The following is a 19,061-nucleotide window of genomic DNA, read 5'->3' on the forward strand; positions in this document are numbered from 1 at the left end:
GCGTCATTCCATGATCGCGAATGGGGTGGGGAATTTGCGTCCGATGGTGAAGCCCGCGCTGCGCCGGGCCTGGCGGACTCTTCAGTGCGCGCAGTTCGGGATCACTCCGGCGCACGCGGTGGTGATGGACCCGGTGGACACCTCCACCGGTAGCCTCCTCACCCTGCTCGACGGCAGCCGGGGAATTGACGCGCTGCGCGCCGAGGCGCGTGCCCTCGGTCTGCCCGACGGTCACCTGGAGGCGCTCCTCGGCCGGCTCGCCGCCGCGGGGCTGCTCGCGGACGCCGCGACCGGCCGGCCCGGGAAGGCGGGGCCGGCGGCCGGGGCGGTGGACACGGCGCTGGACCCGCTGCGGGCCGACCTCGCCGCCCTGTCGGTGGTGCACCCCCGGCCCGAGGCGGCGCCGCGCGCCCTGGCGGCCCGCCGGGCCCGCCGGGTCCAGGTCCGGGGCGCGGGGCGGGTGGGGGCGATGGTCGCCGCCCTTCTCTCCGCGGCCGGGGTGGGCACGGTCGAGGTGCTGGACTCGGGCCGGGTGGAGCCGTGGGAGACGGCGCCGGGCGGACTGCCCGCCGAAGCGGTCGGCGAGCGCAGGGCGACGGCCGCCCGCCGCCTGGTGAACCGGTGGGCCCGGGACGCCCTGCGGCTCGGGCCGGGGACCGCCCCGGGCGACGCGGCCGGACGGGACGGCGAGGCCGGCCTGTCCCTCGTGGTGGTGGCTCCCCGGGACGGCCTCGGGGCGTACGTGCCCGATCCGCTGCCGGCCGAGCAGTGGCTCGCGGCGGGTGTCCCCCACCTGTACGCGGGGGTGCTGGAGGCGACGGGGGTCGTGGGGCCGCTGGTGCTGCCGGGCGGGACGGCCTGCGCGCGGTGCGTCCAGGAGGAACGGACCGACCGCGAACCGGTCTGGCCCCGGCTCCTCGCCCAGTGGCGCTCGGGCTCCCCGCACCCGCTGCCGGCCTGTGACGTGGGTCTCGCGGCGGCGGTCGCGGGGCTCGCCGCCACCCACGCGCTCGCCTTCCTGGACGGCGAACTCCCGGCGAGCACCGGCACCCGCTGGGAGATGACGCCGCCCTGGTCGCAGTGGCGGGCGGAGCCCCTCAGGCCCCACCCCGCCTGCCCCTGCGGGGCCGCGCGCGGGGCGGAGGGGGAGCGCGTCTCGGCCCCGCGAAGGGCGCAGGACACAATGGCGGGGTAACGGCCCTGCGCGGCACGGCAGTCTGGGTTTTGGAGGGGCGTATGTCTGATCTTCCCCGGAAGGCGGTCACCCGGACCGCGAAGTTGGCCGCGTTGCCCCTGGGCATCGCCGGCCGGGCCACCTGGGGCCTGGGTAAACGCATCGGCGGCAAGTCGGCGGAGCTGGTGGCCCGCGAGCTCCAGCAGCGGACCGCCGAGCAGCTGTTCAAGGTGCTCGGGGAGCTGAAGGGCGGGGCGATGAAGCTCGGGCAGGCCCTGTCCGTCTTCGAGTCGGCCCTGCCCGAGGAGGTCGGCGGCCCGTACCGGGCGGCCCTGACGAAGCTTCAGGAGGCGGCACCGCCGATGCCGACCCGTACCGTGCACGCCGTCCTGGCGGAGCGGCTGGGCGAGCGGTGGCGGGAACTCTTCCTGGAGTTCGAGGACAAGCCGGCCGCCGCCGCCTCGATCGGCCAGGTGCACCGGGCGGTGTGGCACGACGGCCGTGAGGTCGCGGTGAAGGTGCAGTACCCGGGCGCGGGTGAGGCACTGCTCTCCGACCTGGCGCAGCTGAGCCGGTTCGCCCGGCTCCTCGGCCCCCTGGTCCCGGGGATGGACGTCAAGCCCCTCATCACGGAGCTGCGGGACCGGGTCTCCGAGGAGTTGGACTACGCGCTGGAGGCCGAGGCGCAGCGGAAGCACGCCGAGGAGTTCGCGGACGATCCGCACGTGGTGGTGCCGGACGTGGTGCACCAGGCGGACCAGGTCCTCGTGACCGAGTGGATGGACGGCATCCCGCTCTCCGAGATCGTCGCGGACGGCACGGAGGAGCAGCGGGACCGTGCGGGACAGCTCCTGGCCCGTTTCCTCTTCTCCGGTCCCGCCCGCACCGGTCTGCTGCACGCCGATCCCCACCCGGGCAACTTCCGGCTGCTCCCCGGCCCGGCGGAGGACGGACCGGAGGGCTGGCGGCTCGGAGTCCTCGACTTCGGCACGGTGGACCGGCTGCCGGGCGGTCTGCCGGCGACGATCGGCACCTGTCTGCGGATGACGCTGGCGGGCGAGGCGGAGACGGTGTACGAGCTCCTGCGGGCGGAAGGCTTCGTCAAGGAATCCGTCGTCCTCGACCCGGACGCGGTCCTTGAGTACCTGCTGCCGATCATCGAACCGGCCGAGGTGGAGGCCTTCGTCTTCACCCGTGCCTGGCTGCGCACCCAGGCCGCCCGGATCGCCGATCCCCGTTCTCCCGCGCACCAGTTGGGCAAGCAGCTCAATCTGCCGCCGGCGTACCTGCTGATACACCGGGTGACGCTGAGCACGATCGGTGTGCTGTGCCAGCTCAACGCCACGGTGCGGCTGCGGGACGAACTGACGGAGTGGCTGCCCGGCTTCGCCCCCGAGCCCGGGACGGGGACCGCCGATGAGCAGGCCGCCGCGGAGGAGCGCGACTAGAAGAGGGCCTGCCGGACCGACGTGGTCCGGGGCGCGCGCCAGACGAGGGAGTAACGCCAGAAGAGACGCCGGCGCAGACGCGCGCCGGGAAGGACGTGCCGGGCCGCGCGGGTGATCTCGGCGAGGCTCTGCTCGGGCGGTCGCGTGCGGGCGGCCATCGCGAGGGGCCGGGGCGCCCGCCGCCCCCGGCTGCGCCACCAACCGGTCGCGGCGTTCAGCGGCACGGCGAGCAGGCCGAGCAGGTGGTCGCCCGGCGCCTGAGGGCGGGCGAGCCCCAGCACGACCAGGGTGCCGCCGGGTGCGACGTGCCGGCGCAGGGCCCGCAGCCCCTCGGTGAGCGGCAGATGGTGAAGGGTCGCGACGCAGGTGACGGCGTCGTAGGGACCGTCGTCGCCGGGTGCGGCGAGGGCGTCCCCGACGGTGAAGGTCACCCTGGCCCCCGGCGCGGTCAGTCCCCGGGCGCGGGCGATGATCTCGGGGTCGGCGTCCACCGCCCGTACCTCCGTCGCGCGCCCGGCGAGCAGCCGGGCGAGGTCCCCGGTGCCGCAGCCGACGTCCAGGACCCGGCCCGGGCGGCGCGGCAGCTGCCGCAGGATCCACCGGTGGTAGTGGGCGTTGTGGTCCCAGGGGTGGGCGGCGTTGAACCGGTCGAGCGCCCTCAGTACCCGGGACGCCGGCGTCTGCGGGGTCGTCATGGCACGAGTCCACCGGATCCGGGACCGGTTCACCACCACGAGGAGTCGAGACGCCCCTCGATGGCGCGGAGGTTGGCGCGGGCGCAGTCCTCGCAGAAATACCGTCGCCGGCCGTTCTCCACCGAGCAGGTCCAGGTCACCGGGAGGCTCTCGGCGGTCGTGCCGCAACGGGCGCAGGAGAAGCGCTCCTCGGGGGTGCGGGAGTCGTTCACCCTCGTGACGATAGCCCTCCGGGCCGCCCCGGTGCGGGCAACGCACCGCGGGCACAACACGCCGCGGGGGCCGGTCCGTTCGGACCGGCCCCCGCGGGAGCGTCACGGCGACGCTCAGTGCATGACGGCCATGGCGAGCGCGCGACGGGCACGCAGCGAGACGCGCTCGGCGCGCCGCTGCATGCGCCGGGCGGCGATCAGGCGCGCGGCCTGACGTCCCGCCTCGGCCTCACTGCGCAGCTCCTGCATATGCACACGGGCCATGGCTTCTGGAATGAGTTGCATTTCACGGGTCCTGTTCTGACGCGCCGTGTGCGCGCCGACGGTGGAGAAGACTGGGGTCGCGGAGCCGGTGGGCTCACTGGCGGAAGAGGTCATCGGGGCCTGCTTCTGGGGATCGTGCGTGAGAGGACGGTCGATGGTTCCGGCGGTGTTCATGCCACGACCGGGTTCTTGCGCGGGCGGCCACGGGGCCGCTTCCGGGCGACGACCACACCCTGGACGAACAGCTCGCCGCCCCAGACGCCCCAGGGCTCGCGCCGCTCCTTGGCGCCGGCCAGGCAGGCCTCCATGAGCGGGCAGGTACGGCAGAGGGACTTCGCGTACTCGACGTCGGCCGGGGACTCCGCGAAGAAGACCTCCGGGTCGTAGGCACGGCAGGGAACGGGTACGCCGAGGTTCTCGATGGCGTCGTCGAGCGCGGTGAGCGCGGTGAGGGGGGCGAGGGGGGTCAAAGCGGGGTCCTCCGTGGAACCGGGCAGGGAGAGCGAATCGGAAGGCGGTACGGACGGGGCGTGCGCTTCGAGTTGCACGGTGGTCATTCCTCGTCTGGTCGTTCCGGCCTGTTGGCCGGGCTGTCGGCTGGTACCGGGTGTTGCTTGTCCCGAGGCCCCTTCGCTCCGTCCTCCCCGTTCGGGGACAAACAGAAGGGCCGCGGATCCCGGGTGGGGTTCCGCGGCCCTGAAGGCGCCGGCCTGATCGTCGATCAGGCTGGATCACTCCAGGGTTCGAGCCCACGGAAGGCCCACGTGTGGTGCTGCGTCGTCTGCTGCTGGATTCCGGCACCGGTCGCCGCGAAGCCATAGGCCTTGGCGGCCTTGCCCGCTACTCCTGCTTCCAGTGCCTTGGTCGGTCGCTCGTTGCGCTCGATGGCGGGCATGCCGGTCCGGAAGAGGCCGGAGACGGGCAGACCGCTGCCAAGGGACGCAAAGGCGGAGAGGCCGAGCGAGCAGGCGGAGACGACGGAGAGATCGGTCATTTTGGCGTCGCTGACGAAGCCGACGGTGCCGGCGGTGGTGCTGGTCTTGATGATGTTGCTGATCACTTCAATCGCCTCCTCTCGGCGTCTCGGAGGGCTCGGTGTGAGCCGGACCCTCGTGTTCATTTGGACAAGTACAGCACGAAGACAGGGCTTCGAAGAAGCCGCCGTTTCCGTGGTTAAGAACCTATGGGGCTTGACGGGGCGGGCGCAAACTATTTTTGCGACGAGTTTCGCTCAGTCCTCGATGTGGTCCAGGCCACCCTCCTGGCCTGCGCAGATGGCCAGGACATCGGCTCCGAAGCGCTCCAGCTTGCGGGCTCCGACACCCGAGATCGAGGAGAGCTCCCCGTCGGTCGAGGGGACCCGCTCCGCGATGGCCATGAGCGTCTTGTCGGTGAAGACGCAGTACGCGGGCTGCCCGAGCTCCCTGGCCTGCTCCGAGCGCCACTCCCGCAGCCTCTCGTACAGCGCCTCGTCCATGTCCGAGGGGCAGTCCTCGCAGCGCATGAGCTTCATGGCGCCGGCCTCGGTGAGCGTGGCACCGCAGACCCGGCACTGGACGGGCCCGCGCCGCTTCCGCCGGCCGCCCGCGCCCCGCTCGACGCCGCCGCCTCCGCCCGCGCCGCCCGCGCCGACGGACCCGGAGCCGGGCCGGAGCCCCTTGAGGAACCGGGTGGGCCGCCGGGAGGCCCGGCCGCCCGGGGAGCGGGAGAGCGCCCACGAGAGCGAGAGGTGCAGCCGGGCGCGGGTCACGCCCACGTACAGCAGGCGCCGCTCCTCCTCGACCTGCTCGTCGGTCTTGGCGTAGGTGATCGGCATCATGCCCTCGGTGAGGCCGACCAGGAAGACGGCGTCCCATTCGAGGCCCTTGGCCGCGTGCAGCGAGGCGAGCGTGACGCCCTGGACGGTGGGGGCGTGCTGGGCGGCGGCCCGCTCGTCGAGCTCGGTGACCAGGTCGGAGAGCGTGGCCCCCGGCTTGACGCGGGCGAAGTCCTCGGCGAGCCGGACGAGGGCGGCGAGGGATTCCCAGCGGTCCCGCACGGCTCCGGAGCCGGCGGGCGGCTCGCTGGTCCAGCCCTTGGTGGAGAGCACCGCCCGCACCTGGGACGGCAGGTCGTCGGTCCCGTCGAGCAGGGAGTCGTTGCCCCCGGCTCGGGCCGCCCCGCGCAGGGCGACCCCGGCCTCCCGTACCTCCTGCCGCTCGAAGAAACGCTCGGCGCCGCGCAGCTGGTAGGGCACCCCGGCGTCGGCGAGGGCCTGCTCGTACACCTCGGACTGGGCGTTGACCCGGTACAGGACGGCGATCTCACCGGCCGGGACGCCGGCGGCGATGAGGTCACGGATGCGGCGGGCGGTGCCCTCGGCCTCGGCGGGCTCGTCGGCGTACTCGGTGTAGGCGGGCTCGGGGCCGGGGTCGCGCTGGGAGATCAGTTCCAGGCGGTGCTCGGCGGCCCGGCCGCGCGCCTGGCTCAGCAGCCCGTTGGCCAGGTGGACGACCTGCGGGGTGGAACGGTAGTCGCGGACGAGCTTGACCACCGTGGCGTTCGGGTGGCGGGTCCGGAAGTTCAGCAGGTGGTCCGGGGTGGCTCCGGTGAAGGAGTAGATCGTCTGGCTGGCGTCACCGACGACGCAGAGGCTGTCGCGGTCGCCGAGCCACAGGTCGAGCAGCCGCTGCTGGAGCGGGGAGACGTCCTGGTACTCGTCCACGACGAAGTGCTGGTACTGGCGCCGGACCTGGTCCGCGATGTCGGGGCGGTCCTGGAGGATGCCGACGGTGAGCAGCAGCACGTCCTCGAAGTCGATCACCGAGCGGTCCCGCTTCAGCTGCTCGTACGTCGCATAGATCTGGCCAATCTCGGCCGGGTCCCGGGGAGCGTCCCTGACGGACTTGGCGACCGCCGCCGGATAGTCGGCGGGCACGGTCTGGGTGACCTTCGCCCACTCGATCTCGCTGGTCACGTCCCTGAGCTCGTTCCGATCGAGCCGGATGCGACAGCGGGCGGCGGCCTCGGCGACCAGCTGGATCTTCCGCTCCAGCAGTCGGGGCAGCTCGCCGCCGACCGCTTTCGGCCAGAAGAACTGAAGCTGCCGGAGGGCGGCGGAGTGGAAGGTCCGGGCCTGGACGCCGCCCGCGCCGAGCTGGCGGAGCCGGCCGCGCATCTCGCCCGCGGCCCGGTTGGTGAAGGTGACGGCCAGCACACTGGCGGGCGGGAGTATGCCCGCGCGCACCCCGTAGGCGATCCGGTGCGTGATGGCCCGCGTCTTGCCCGTGCCGGCTCCCGCCAGCACGCACACCGGGCCGTGCAGGGCCAGGGCGACCTCGCGCTGCTCGGGGTCGAGCCCGTCGAGCACCGCGTCGGCCGTCTCCGGGACCTGCGGGAAAAGAGAGGAGTGCGTTGCTGCTGTCACCCCGCCATGCTGCCAGGTTCACGGGGGTGGATGCGGCGGCTTGTCCACAGGCCCGCGACACCGGTCGTACGAATTCCGGGAATGGCCGGGCGGGGGCGTACGTTCTTCTTCTCGGCACCCCGAGGAACCCGATCAAGAGGAGCGCCTGGCCATGCAGGGCACTGTGACGATGTACAGCACCGAGTGGTGCGGCTACTGCCGCCGGCTGAAGAGTCAGCTGGACCGCGAGGGCATCACGTACACGGAGATCAACATCGAGCAGGACCCCGAGTCGGCCGCGTTCGTGGAGAAGGCCAACGGGGGCAACCAGACCGTGCCGACCGTTCTCTTCCCGGACGGTTCGACGCTGACGAACCCGTCGCTCGCGCAGGTCAAGCAGAAGATCGGCGTCTGACGTCCCTCGTACGGAACCCCCGGCCGGGCCCTGTGCCCGCCGGGGGTTTTGTCGTGTGCGCCACGGGTGCGCGCGGCTCAGGCGAGGTCGCCGGGCTTCGGCAGCGGCTTGCCGTACCAGAGTTCGATCAGGCGGGAGGCGATCGAGATGCCGTACGGGGGCAGGACCTCGCCGGAGTCGAAGCCGGCGGCGAGCTCCTCGCGGGAGAACCAGCGGGCCTCTTCGATCTCCTCGCCGTCCACGGTGATCTCCGAGGAGGTGGCACGGGCGAAGAAGCCCAGCATGAGGCTGGACGGGAACGGCCAGGGCTGGCTGCCGACGTACTCGACCTCGCCGACCGTGACGCCCGCCTCCTCGAAGACCTCGCGGACCACGGACTGCTCGATGGACTCGCCGGGCTCGACGAAGCCGGCGAGGGTGGAGAAGCGGCCCTCCGGCCAGTGGACCTGGCGGCCGAGGAGGATGCGGTCGTGCGCGTCGGTGACCGCCATGATCACGGCCGGGTCGGTGCGCGGGTAGTGCTCGGCGCCGCAGGCCTGGCAGCGGCGGACGTGGCCGGCGGCGGCGATCACCGTGCGCTCACCGCAGCGCGAACAGAAGCGGTGGAGGCGCTGCCAGTTCTCCAGGGCGACCGCGTGGACCATGAGACCGGCGTCGCGCGGCGAGAGCAGCAGCCCCGCCTCGCGCAGGCCGGCCGGGCGGGCGGACTGGTCCATGCGGCCCGGCAGGGAGTCCTTCTGCAGGGCGAAGTAGGAGACGCCCTCGGCGTCGGTGCCGAGGAAGTAGCGGTGGGTCTCGGTGAGCGGGGCCTCGAACGCCGGGGTCATCACGAGTTCGGTGCTGCCGTCGGGCCGGTCGTCGATCAGCACCTGGCCGCCGGAGACGACGAAGACACGCGTCGTGGGGTGGCTCCAGGCCGCCGCCAGCCAGGCCTCGTCGAGGCGGTGGTGCGCCGCGCGGTCGATCCCGCTCGGTGCGGTGAGCGAGATCGGGCGGTCCGCGAACGCGTTGTTCAGGGTGCTCACAGGTGCTTCCAACTCCCCCGGATCGGTGTGTGGGTTCAGCGCTGGGCGTCGTGGAGGGCGGCGGGCAGGTCGCCCCACAGGTACGCGGTCGTCTCGACGCCCTTCATGAGGAGATCCAGTTCGATCTTCTCGTCGGGGGCGTGCCAGCCGTCGGACGGGACGCTGATCCCCAGGAAGAGGACCGGCGCGCCGAGGACGTCCTGGAGGTCGGCGGCGGGGCCCGAGCCGCCCTCGCGGGTGTAGCGGACCGTGGCGCCGTCGAAGGCCCGGCTCATGGCCCCGGCGAGCGCGGTGAGGGCGGGGTGGCCGAGCGGGGTGAGGCAGGGACGGGTGGGGGCGCCGAAGACGATCTCGTACCGGATGCCGGCCGGGACGAGTCCGGCGAGCCAGTCCCGTACGGCGCGCTCGATCGCGTCCGGGTCCTGGCCCGCGACCAGGCGGAAGGAGAGCTTCAGCTGGGCGGAGGCGGGCACGATCGTCTTGCCGCCGGGGCCCTGGTAGCCGCCGCCGATGCCGTTGACCTCGGCGGTCGGGCGGGCCCAGACGCGCTCCAGGGTGGAGAAGCCGGCCTCGCCGAGGGTGCCGTGGGACTTGGCGGTGCGCAGCCAGGCGGCCTCGTCGAAGGGGAGCTCGGCGACGAGGGCCCGCTCGGCCTCGGTGAGTTCGGTCACGCCGTCGTAGAAGCCGGGGATCGCCACCCGCTCGTCCGCGTCGTGGAGGGCGGCGACGATGCGGCCGGCGACGGTGGCGGGGTTGGGGACGGCGCCGCCGAAGGAACCGGAGTGGATGTCCTGGTCGGGGCCGTACAGCGCGATCTCGCAGTCGGCGACCCCGCGCATGCCGGTGCAGACGGTGGGGGTGGTCTCGGACCACATGCCGGTGTCGGAGACGATCACGGCGTCGGCGGCCAGCCGTCCCGCGTGGTCCTCGACGAGCGCGCGGAAGTGCGGGGAGCCGGACTCCTCCTCGCCCTCGATCAGCAGCTTGAGGCGGACAGCGGGGGCGGTGCGGCCGGTGGCGGCGAGGTGCGCGCGGACGCCGAGGGTGTGGAAGAAGACCTGGCCCTTGTCGTCGGCGGCGCCCCGCGCGTACATCCGGCCGTCGATGACCGTCGGCTCGAAGGGCTCGGTGCGCCAGCCGTCCTCGCGGGCGGCGGGCTGCACGTCGTGGTGGCCGTAGACGAGGACGGTCGGGGCGTCCGGGTCCTCGGAGGGCCATTCGGCGAAGACGGCGGGGGCGCCGGGCGTCTCCCAGATCTCGACGGTGGGGAAGCCGGTCTTGGCGAGGTGGGCGGCGAGCCACTCGGCGCTGCGCCGTACGTCCCCGGCCCGCTCCGGCTGCGCGGAGACGGAGGGGATGCGGAGCCACTCGGCGAGGTCGCCGAGGAAGGTCTCGCGGTGCTGCTCGATGTACGTGCGTACGGCGTGGACGGCGCTGTCCGGGGTCTCGCTCATGGGCCCGAGCCTATCCGGCGTCCGGGTGTGCCCCCTCCAGCAGGAGGGCCTCCAGCTCGGCCCGGCCGGGGAGGCGGGCGGGGCGGACGATCTCACCCGTTCGGACGTACACGAACGCGGCGTCCACCTCCTCGGGCGCCAGGCCGTGCTGTTCGGCCCAGGCGAGCCGGTAGAGGGCGAGCTGGAGGGGGTCGGCGGAGCGGGTCCGGCTGGTCTTCCAGTCGACGATCTCGTACGCGCCGGTGCCGGGGTCCCGGTAGACGGCGTCGATGCGGCCCCGGACGACCCGCCCGGCGAGGGTGAGGTGGACGGGGACCTCGACGCGGTGGGGGGTGCGGGCGGCGTACGGGGTGCGGGCGAAGGCCTCCTTGAGCGCGTCGAGGTCGCGCTCGTCGCGGATCTCGGGCTCGCCGGCGAAGTCCTCGCCGCCGGGCAGTTCGTCCGGGCCGAGGAACGGCAGGGGCAGCTCCTCGTAGCGGGATTCCACCCAGGCGTGGAAGCGGGTGCCGCGGCGGGCGGCGGGCTGCGGCGGGCGGGGCATGGGCCGGGCCAGCTCGCGGGCGAAGCCGTCCGGGTCGGCGGCGAGCCGCAGCACCTGGGAGGCGGAGAGGTAGGCGGGCAGGACGACGTCCCGGGTGGTGGCGCGGGCTCGCCGGAGCTCGGCGGTGAGGGCGCTCAGGTCGCGGTCCCAGGAGGCGATGGTGCGGGCCTCCTCGGGGGTGGGATCGGTGGGATCGCGGTACGGCTCCGAGGGCGCGGGGCCGGCCCCGGGCCGGTCCTCGTGCCCGGGCCCCGGCTCGGGCTCCCGGGGCCCGGGCACCGCGTCCGCGTGGGTGTCCTCGGGAAGGAGCTCCTCGGCGGGGGCGGGCTCGCCGGCGGCGGTGCCATCGGGCGCGGGGCCTGCGGGCGCGGGCGACTCGGGGCGCACGGGGTCGTCGTCCCGGGCGGGCGGCTCCGCCTCGAGGGCGTCGTCGTCCCAGGCAGGGCCCTCCGTCTTGGGAGCGTCGTCCCAGGCGGGGTCCTCCGTCTCGGGAGCGTCGTCCCAGGCGGGCTCGTCCTCCCAGGCGGGCTCCTCGTCGGGCCAGAAGTCGTCGGGGGCGGGGCCGGGATCGGGGGCGGCGGGGGTTCCGGTCCCGGCGTGCCGGAGGCGGTCCGCGAGCGCGGCCCTGACCCGCTCCGCCGCCTTCCGGCGCAGGCCGAGGGCCTGGTCGTCCAGGGGCAGGGGCCAGGGCCGGTCGCGTTCGGCCTCGGCGAGGAGGGGGTTCTCGGCGCCCTTCTCCGGTGCCTCGGCCCAGGCCTCGATCTCGCCGTGGCCGGCGGCGCAGTGCTCGTACAGGGCCAGCAGGAAGTCCGAGGGGCCGCGGGGCTTCTTCTGGGCGGGGCCCCACCAGTGGGCGGAGCCGAGGAGGAGGGAGCGGGGGCGGGTGAAGGTGACGTAGCCGAGGCGGAGCTCCTCGGTGTGCTGGTGGTCCCGCATCTCGTTCTTGAAGGCGGTGAGCGCCTTGGCGTTCCAGGCGTCGAGGGCCGGGAGGGTGGCGGCGTCGCCGCGCAGGGCGTGCGGGAGGACCTGGGGCTGGGAGGTCCAGGACTCGCGGGCGCGGGCGGAGGGGAACTGGCCGGAGACCAGGCCGGGGACGGCGACCACGTCCCATTCCAGGCCTTTGGACTTGTGGGCGGTCAGGACCTTGACGGTGTTCTCACCACCGGGGAGGGCGTTGTCGAGGCCCTTCTCGAACTGGGCGGCGGTGCGCAGGAAGCCGAGGAAGGCGAGGAGGCTCGCCTCGCCGTCGAGGGAGGCGAAGCCGGCGGCGATGTCGAGGAAGTGGCCGAGGGTCTCGCGGCGGCGGGCGGCGAGGGCGTGCGGGGAGGCGGAGAGTTCGACCTCCAGGCCGGTGGCACCGAGGACGCGGTGGAGCACGTCCATGAGCGGGTCGGCCAGGGAGGTGCGCAGCGCGCGCAGTTCGGCGGCGAGACGGGCGAAGCGGACCCGGGCCTCGGGCGAGAAGGGCAGGCCGTCGTCGGGGTGGCCACCGGAGTCGAGGAAGGTGTCGAGGGCGTCGGCGAGGGAGACGACCTCGGACGGGTCGACGCCCTCGACGGCGGCGGCGAGCCGCTGTGCCGGGTCCGGGTCGTCCTCGCCCCGGTGGACGAGGAGGCGGGCGCGGCGGCCGAGGAGGGCCAGGTCGCGGGGGCCGATCCGCCAGCGCGGGCCGGTGAGGAGCCGTACGAGGGAGGCGTTGGCGCCGGGGTCCTGGAGGACCTCGCAGACGGCGACGAGGTCGGCGATCTCGGGGAGGTGGAGCAGGCCGGAGAGTCCGACGACCTCGACGGGCACGTCCCGGGCGACGAGAGCGGCGTGGATGGCGGGGAAGTCGGCGGCGGTGCGGCACAGGACGGCGATCTCGCCGGGTTCGCGGCCGGTGGCGACCAGGTGGGCGAGGGAGTCGGCGAGCCAGTCGATCTCCTCGGTGTGGGTGGGCAGCAGCGCGATCCGTACGCTGCCGTCCGCCTCGGCGCCCGGTGCGGGGCGCAGGGCTTCGACGCCCTGGTGGAGGGCGCGCAGCGGGGCGGCGAGCCCGTTGGCGAGGTCGAGGAGGCGGCCGCCGCTGCGGCGGTTCTCGGAGAGGGAGTGGCGGGCGGCGGGGCTGCCGTCCGCGTGGGGGAAGTGCTCGGGGAAGTCGTCGAGGTTGGCGACGGAGGCACCGCGCCAGCCGTAGATGGCCTGGCAGGGGTCGCCGACGGCGGTGACGGGGTGGCCGGTGCCCTGGCCGAAGAGGCCGGACAGCAGCAGCCGCTGGGCGACGGAGGTGTCCTGGTACTCGTCGAGGAGGACGACCCGGAACTCGTGGCGCAGGATCGCGCCGACCTCGGGGCGGGTGGTGGCGAGCTCGGCGGAGAGCGCGATCTGGTCGCCGAAGTCGAGGAGGTCGCGGGAGCGCTTGGCGGCGCGGTAGCGGACGACGAGGTCGAGGAGTTCGCGGCGGGCCGCCGTGGCCTCGGGGATCTTGCGGAGCTCCTCGTTGGTGAGTTCGGCACCGGCGAGTTCGGTGAGCAGCGCGGAGTCGTACGCCTGGAGTTCTTCCGGCCGGACGAGGTGCTCGGAGAGTTCCGCGTCGAGGGCGAGGAGGTCGGTGACGAGGGTCGGGAACGAGCGGGTGAGGGCCGGGTACGGGCCGGGGGCCTCGCGCAGGACGCGGGCGGCGAGCTGGTAGCGGGTGGCGTCGGCGAGGAGGCGGGAGGTGGGCTCCAGGCCGAGGCGGAGCCCGTGGTCGGTGAGGAGCTGCCCGGCGAAGGCGTGGTACGTGGAGATCCGGGGTTCGCCGGGCGGGTGCTCGGCGGCGTCGGGGGAGGTCGCGCCCGGACCGGGGGCGGGGCGGGGCGGGGGGACGGTGGGTGCCGGGTCGGGGTCGGTGACGCCGGCGCGCAGGAGAGCGGCGCGGACGCGCTCGGCGAGCTCGCCCGCGGCCTTGTTGGTGAAGGTGAGACCGAGTACCTGCTCGGGGGCGACCTGGCCCGTGCCGACCAGCCAGACCACCCGGGCGGCCATCACCGTCGTCTTGCCGGAGCCGGCTCCGGCGACGATGACGTGCGGGGCGAGCGGCGCGGTGACGCAGGCCGTCTGCTCCGGCGTGAACGGGATGCCGAGCAGCTCCTTGAGCTGCTCGGGGTCGGTGAGGTGTGCGGTCACTCCACAGAGGCTAACCGGGCGGTCCGACAGTGCCGGTCCCCTCCGGCCGTGACCGGCCCCGCGCCGGTCCTTCCCGGGCGGCCGCTCAGGCGGGGCTGCCGCGGTTCAGCTTGGCGAGGTCGACGGTCTCGCCGGGGGGCGGGACGGTGACCTTGACCGGCTTGTCGTAGTCGGAGAGCGTGATCGAGCCGGGTTCGTCGCCTCCGGTCTTCACCGTCCTGAGGATGTACGGCTTGCCCTCCTGGGAGACGGACACGGTGGACGTCTCACCGCCGGGCTTCTTGCTGACGAGGGTGGCGACCGGGGTGTCGTCGACCTTGCCGTCGCGGCCCCGGGTCAGGGTGCCGCGGTCCGGGTCGCGGGTGCCGTCCCGGTCCTTGTCCCGGTCGAGGTCGTCGAGGAGGGCCTTGAGGTCGCATATGCCGCCGAGGTCCTCGCTGCCGGGCTGGCCGGGCGCGATCTTCAGCCACCGGCCCTTGAGGAGTTCGACGGTGGCGGCCGTCTGTCCGTCGGGCATGCCCTGGGATCCCATGGAGGCGCGCCAGAAGGTCTCGTCGCCCTTCATGTACGTGATGTCGTCCGCGCGCCGCAGTTCCGCCGTACCACCGGCGATCTTCAGACGCCCTGTGCACTCGTTCCGGTCGTTGAGGGCGAGGTCGACGTCGAGGGGCTGGTCGTCGCTGACGATCCGGCCCTTCATACGGAGGGAGGTCGCGGACTGGGTGGCTTCGACGGCCCGGTCGGCGATCTGTTCCGGGGTGAGGCCGGCGAACGGGTCGCCGGGGGACGGGGCGGCGGTCCCGGCGAGCGGGGCGGGGCCCGGCGTGAGGACGGGCGCCGCCGCGGTGGCCGCCGGAACGGGGCCCGTGACGACGACGGCCACGCAGACGGCGGCCGCGGCGCGGAGCTTTCGGTGGGACGCCATGTGAGCCTCCTGGCGGATGCGCCGAACTCCTTCCCAGGGTCGCCCCACGCGCGCGTGCCCGCTACTTCTGCCCGTGCGGGCCCCCGCCCCGCCGGTCGGGGGCCGGTGGGGCGGGGGCCGCGGGGTCAGGAGGCGCCGGCGAGCTGGGCCATGTCGACGACCTGGTCGGCCGGCGGGGCCGTGACGGTGACCGGCTTGTCGTAGTCGCCGAGGGTGACGGTGCCGGGCTCGTCGCCGCCGGTCTCCACGACGCGCAGGATGTAGGGCTTGGCGGCGTCCTTGGCCACGTAGAAGGTGGTGGTCCCGCCCTTCGTGCCCTTCTTGGTGAGGGTCACGGCCGGGGCGCCGTCGACGTCGGCGTCGGCGCCGCGGGTCAGGCCCTTGCGCTGCTTGTCGTCCTTGTCCATGTCCTTGACGACGGTCTTCAGGTCGCAGAAGGCGCCCAGGTCGTTGTCGTCGCCCTCGGAGGGCATCTTCATCCAGCGGCCCTTGAGCAGGGCGGTCATGGCGTCGGCCTCGTCGCCCTCGGCGCCGCTGCTGGCGCGCCAGAAGGCGTCGTCGCCCTTCATGTAGGTGGCGCCGTCGACGCGGCGGATCTCGGCCTTGCCCGCGCCCGCGCCGGACATGGTGCCGGTGCAGACGCCCTTGTCGCTGAGCGCGAAGGCGACGTTCATGTCCTTGCCGTCGGTCTTGCCGGTGCCGTTCATGCGGAAGGAGGTGGCCTTCTTCGTGGCCTCCACGGACTTCTCCGCGATGGCGTCGGCCGTCAGGCCCGCGAAGGGGTCGGCGGGCTTGTCGTCGCCCTGGGAACAGCCCGTGACGCCGGCGACCACGGCCACACAGACCGTGGCGGCCGTCCAGAGCTTCCTGCTGACCCTCATGTGCGTACTCCTCGCGCGTCACTTCTCACAGCTTCTTCCGACGGCGCCTTTACGAAAAAGCACCGCGAAGAGAGTGACAGGTGAGGGCGGGCGAGGGATGTACAGAGCGGAACGTGACCCTCCGCACATGCGTACGAAAATGGGGGATCGCTCAGTCCACCACGTGCCGGCCCTCCGGCAGGGCGCTGCACGAGGCGCGGAAGGAGCAGGTCGCGCACTGGCGGCCGGCCGTCGGGGAGAAGCGTTCGTCGAGGACGCGGCCGGCCGCGGTGGCGAGGAGCTCCCCGACCCACTCCCCCGTCTCCGCCCCTTGGGCCTGCACCTTGGGCAGGGCGTCACCGCCCTCCTTCTTCGGCGCGGCCTGCCGCAGCTGGACGAGTTCGGCACCGCCCGGCTCCGGTCGGCGGCCGTCGAACACCTCGTCCAGGGCGCCCTCGCGGACCGCCAGCTGGTAGACGGCCAGCTGCGGGTGGCGGGCGACCTCCTCGCGGGTGGGGGCCGACTTGCCCGTCTTGAAGTCCACGACGTAGGCCCGGCCCTGCTCGTCCCGCTCGACCCGGTCCATGGAGCCGCGGATGCGCACCTCGTACTCCCCCGCCTCCAGGGTCACGTCGAACGCCTGCTCCGAGGCGACGGGGGTACGGCCGCCGCGGTCCATGACGTGCCAGCGCAGGAAGCGCTCCAGCGCCACGCGCGCGTGCTGCTTCTCCTGGGCGGACTTCCACGGCGCGTCGAAGGCGAGGGCGTCCCAGACCGAGTCCAGGCGGGCCATGAGGACGTCGAGATCGGCGGGGGTCCGGCCGGAGGCGACCTCGTCGGCGAGGACGTGGACGACGTTGCCGAAGCCCTGGGCGGCCGAGGCCGGCTCGGCGGCCTTCACCTCACGGCCCAGGAACCACTGGAGGGAGCAGGTCGTGGCGAGGCTCTCCAGGGCGCTCGGCGAGAGGGCAACGGGCCGGTCCCGGTCGCGCAGCGGCACCGTGCTCCGGGTCGGCTCGAACAGGCCCCACCAGCGGTCCGGGTGGGCGGCCGGGACCAGCGGCTGGCCCTCGTCGTCGGTGAGCGAGGCGAGTTCCGCGAGCCGCTGGACGGCGGCCTCGCGCAGGGCGGGCGAGGCCACCGGGTCGACGGTGGTGGCCCGCAGCTCGGCGACCAGGGCGGAGACGGCGAGGGGGCGGCGGGGGCGGCCGGGGACGTCCTTCGGCTCGGCGCCGAGTTCGGTGAGGAAACGGGACGGCTGGTCCCCGTCCTCGGCCGGGGCCTTCACGGCGGTGACGACGAGCCGGTCACGGGCGCGGGTGGCGGCCACGTAGAACAGGCGGCGTTCCTCCGCGAGGAGGGCGCCGGCCGGGAGCGGCTCGGCGAGACCGTCGCGGCCGATCCGGTCGGCCTCCAGGAGCGATCCCCGGCGGCGCAGGTCGGGCCAGAGGCCCTCCTGGACCCCGGCGACGACCACCAGGCTCCATTCGAGGCCCTTGGAACGGTGGGCGGTCATCAGCCGGACGGCGTCCGGGCGGGTGTGCCGGCGGGTGAGGGTGTCGGCGGCGATGTCCTGGGCGTCGAGTTCCTCGAGGAAGTTGCGCACACCCCGGCCGCCGAGTCGCTCCTCGGCGCGGGCGGCGGTCTCGAACAGGGCGCAGACGGCGTCGAGGTCCCGGTCGGCGTTCCGCCCGGCGGGACCGCCCCGGAGCGCGGCGCGCTCCAGCCGGCCGGGCCAGGGGGTGCCGTTCCACAGCGTCCACAGGGCCTCCTCGGCGGTCCCGCCGGCCGCGAGGAGCGCGCGGGCCTCGCGCAGGAGCCGGCCCAGCCGGTGGACGCCCTGGGCGTACGCGGAGTCGTGGGCGACGAGCCGCTCGGGCTCGGCGAGCGCGCGGGCGAGCAGCACGTCGGAGGGCGGCGGGACCTTGTTGCCGCCCGCCCGCTCCTCGTCCCGCAGGGCCCGCCCGAGCCGCCGGAGATCGGCGGGGTCGACCCCCGCGAGCGGCGAGGCGAGCAGTTCGAGGGCGGTCTCGACGGGGATCCACCCGGCCCGGTGACCGGCCCCGGGGGCGGTGCCCCCGGCCGGGGCGGCGTCGGCGGGCTCGCCGGTGTCCGAGGTCCCGTCGGTCACGCCAGGCCCCGCCCCGGGCCCCTCCGCTTCGGCGTCCGGCGTCGCCTCGCCGGGAGTGTCCTCCGGGGCGGTGCCCGGCGGGAGGGCGGCGGAGACCGTGCGGAGGGCGAGGAGCAGGGGGGCCACCGCCGGTTCGTGGCGGAGAGGGGTGTCGGCGGCGTCCGTCTCGACGGGGACGCCCGCCGAGGTCAGGGCGCGGCGGAGGGACGGCAGGGAGGCGGCGGCGCGGGTCAGGACGGCCATGTCCTGCCAGGGGACGCCGTCCTCCAGGTGCGCGCGGCGCAGCAGGTCGGCGATGTTCTCGGCCTCGGCGGAGGCGGTCGGGTACGTGTACGCCTCGGCCCGGCCCCCGTCCCGTACCGCCGTCAGCTCGCGGTGGGCCCGCACCTTGTCGGCGGGCAGCCGGGGCATCGGCATGCGCCGGGCCAGCTCGCGGGTCGCGCCGAGCAGGGCCGCGCCCGAGCGGCGGGAGGTGCCGAGGACGCGGACGTCCGCGCCGCCGAAGGCGGCGGGGAAGCCGAGGATGCCGTTCACGTCCGCGCCCCGGAAGGCGTAGATCGACTGGTCGGGGTCGCCGATGGCGACGAGGGTGGTCCGCCCGCCGCCGGCGAGCGCGTGCAGGAGCCGGACCTGGGCCGGATCGGTGTCCTGGTACTCGTCGACGTACACCGCGTCGTACGCGGGCAGGGTGACGCCGCCGGCGAGGAGGACGGCCCGGTGGACGAGCTCCGTGTAGTCGAGGACGCCCTGGAGGTCGAGGACGTCGAGGTACTCGGCCAGGAAGCCGGCCGCCGCCTTCCAGTCGGGGCGGCCGACCCGGTCGGCGAAGCGGGCGAGCTCGTCCGGGCCGAGACCCAGTTCGCGGGAGCGGGCGAGGACGGCCCGGACCTCGTCGGCGAAGCCGCGGGTGGTGAGGCAGGCGCGCAGTTCGTCGGGCCAGCCGACCCGGCCGAGTCCCGCCTTCTCCAGGTCGATCTGGCCGGCGAGCAGCTCCCGGACGGCGAGGTCCTGCTCGGGTCCGGACAGGAGCCGGAGCGGTTCGGCGAAGAGGTCGGCGTCCTGGTGGGCGCGGATGAGGGCGTAGCAGTACGAGTGGAAGGTGGTGGCCTGCGGGGGGCGCCGCCCGCCGAGCCGGGCGGCCATCCGGTCGCGCAGCTCCACGGCGGCCTTGCGGCTGAAGGTGAGGACGAGGAGGCGTTCGGGGTCGGCGCCGCGCTCGACGCGGGCGGCGACGGACTCGACGAGGGTGGTCGTCTTGCCGGTGCCGGGTCCTGCGAGGACGAGAAGCGGTCCGCCGGTGTGGTCAACCACGGCCCGCTGGGCTGCGTCCAGCTGAGGGGGCTCCACCGGGGCCGGCGTGGTGCGCACCAGCCGGTACCCGCCCG

General features: G+C 74.4%; 15 protein-coding genes. 3 read left to right on the top strand and 12 right to left on the bottom strand.

Annotated features, from left to right (window positions below):
* Positions 1-34 precede the first annotated feature (34 nt).
* Positions 35-1,195 carry a ThiF family adenylyltransferase gene (locus tag RIF68_RS05965; RefSeq protein WP_309050088.1) on the top strand — a complete coding sequence of 387 codons (1,161 nt, stop codon included), beginning with the start codon at positions 35-37 and terminating at the stop codon, positions 1,193-1,195.
* A gap of 41 nt (positions 1,196-1,236) precedes the next feature.
* Complete coding sequence (locus RIF68_RS05970; protein WP_309050075.1) at positions 1,237-2,622, top strand: AarF/ABC1/UbiB kinase family protein; 1,386 nt, start codon at positions 1,237-1,239, stop codon at positions 2,620-2,622.
* Here RIF68_RS05970 and RIF68_RS05975 read toward each other — a convergent pair.
* From RIF68_RS05975 to RIF68_RS06000, 6 genes are all read right to left on the bottom strand, one after another.
* Positions 2,619-3,317 (bottom strand): class I SAM-dependent methyltransferase, encoded by a 699-nt coding sequence (locus RIF68_RS05975; RefSeq protein ID WP_309050076.1) that lies wholly within the window; start codon positions 3,315-3,317, stop codon positions 2,619-2,621. The two genes, RIF68_RS05970 and RIF68_RS05975, sit on opposite strands and share 4 nt — an antisense overlap.
* Before the next feature lie 29 nt (positions 3,318-3,346).
* Entirely contained in the window at positions 3,347-3,529 is a 183-nt protein-coding gene (locus RIF68_RS05980; protein ID WP_309050077.1) for a hypothetical protein, read from the bottom strand.
* 114 nt (positions 3,530-3,643) lie between these two features.
* A complete protein-coding gene (locus tag RIF68_RS05985; protein ID WP_309050078.1) occupies positions 3,644-3,967 on the bottom strand; it encodes a hypothetical protein in 324 nt (107 codons plus the stop codon).
* Complete coding sequence (locus tag RIF68_RS05990; RefSeq protein WP_309050089.1) at positions 3,964-4,341, bottom strand: WhiB family transcriptional regulator; 378 nt, start codon at positions 4,339-4,341, stop codon at positions 3,964-3,966. The genes RIF68_RS05985 and RIF68_RS05990 overlap by 4 nt, the downstream gene beginning before the upstream one ends.
* Positions 4,342-4,514: 173 nt before the next feature.
* Positions 4,515-4,853 (bottom strand): hypothetical protein, encoded by a 339-nt coding sequence (locus RIF68_RS05995; RefSeq protein ID WP_309050079.1) that lies wholly within the window; start codon positions 4,851-4,853, stop codon positions 4,515-4,517.
* A gap of 171 nt (positions 4,854-5,024) precedes the next feature.
* Entirely contained in the window at positions 5,025-7,199 is a 2,175-nt protein-coding gene (locus RIF68_RS06000; protein WP_309050080.1) for an ATP-dependent DNA helicase UvrD2, read from the bottom strand.
* Between the two features lie 151 nt (positions 7,200-7,350).
* Between RIF68_RS06000 and RIF68_RS06005 the strand changes: the two genes are divergently transcribed.
* The gene (locus RIF68_RS06005; RefSeq protein ID WP_309050081.1) at positions 7,351-7,593 is read left to right on the top strand and encodes a mycoredoxin; all 243 of its coding nucleotides are present in this window, start codon (positions 7,351-7,353) and stop codon (positions 7,591-7,593) included.
* Between the two features lie 77 nt (positions 7,594-7,670).
* Here RIF68_RS06005 and nudC read toward each other — a convergent pair whose 3' ends face one another.
* From nudC to RIF68_RS06035, 6 genes are all read right to left on the bottom strand, one after another.
* The gene (gene nudC / locus RIF68_RS06010) at positions 7,671-8,618 is read right to left on the bottom strand and encodes an NAD(+) diphosphatase (protein ID WP_309050082.1); all 948 of its coding nucleotides are present in this window, start codon (positions 8,616-8,618) and stop codon (positions 7,671-7,673) included.
* A gap of 35 nt (positions 8,619-8,653) precedes the next feature.
* Complete coding sequence (locus RIF68_RS06015) at positions 8,654-10,072, bottom strand: dipeptidase (RefSeq protein ID WP_309050083.1); 1,419 nt, start codon at positions 10,070-10,072, stop codon at positions 8,654-8,656.
* Between the two features lie 10 nt (positions 10,073-10,082).
* A complete protein-coding gene (locus tag RIF68_RS06020; protein WP_309050084.1) occupies positions 10,083-13,760 on the bottom strand; it encodes a UvrD-helicase domain-containing protein in 3,678 nt (1,225 codons plus the stop codon).
* Positions 13,761-13,845: 85 nt separating this feature from the next.
* Positions 13,846-14,685, bottom strand: coding sequence for a hypothetical protein (locus RIF68_RS06025; RefSeq protein ID WP_309050085.1), 840 nt, complete (start codon positions 14,683-14,685; stop codon positions 13,846-13,848).
* A gap of 125 nt (positions 14,686-14,810) precedes the next feature.
* Positions 14,811-15,566: a hypothetical protein gene (locus RIF68_RS06030; protein ID WP_309050086.1), complete on the bottom strand. Its 756-nt coding sequence runs from the start codon at positions 15,564-15,566 to the stop codon at positions 14,811-14,813.
* 151 nt (positions 15,567-15,717) lie between these two features.
* Positions 15,718-19,061: ATP-dependent DNA helicase (locus RIF68_RS06035; protein WP_309050087.1), on the bottom strand; the 3,344-nt coding region annotated here is incomplete at its 5' end.

The organism is Streptomyces sp. (genome assembly GCF_031178505.1).
Taxonomy (GTDB): domain Bacteria; phylum Actinomycetota; class Actinomycetes; order Streptomycetales; family Streptomycetaceae; genus Streptomyces; species Streptomyces gulbargensis.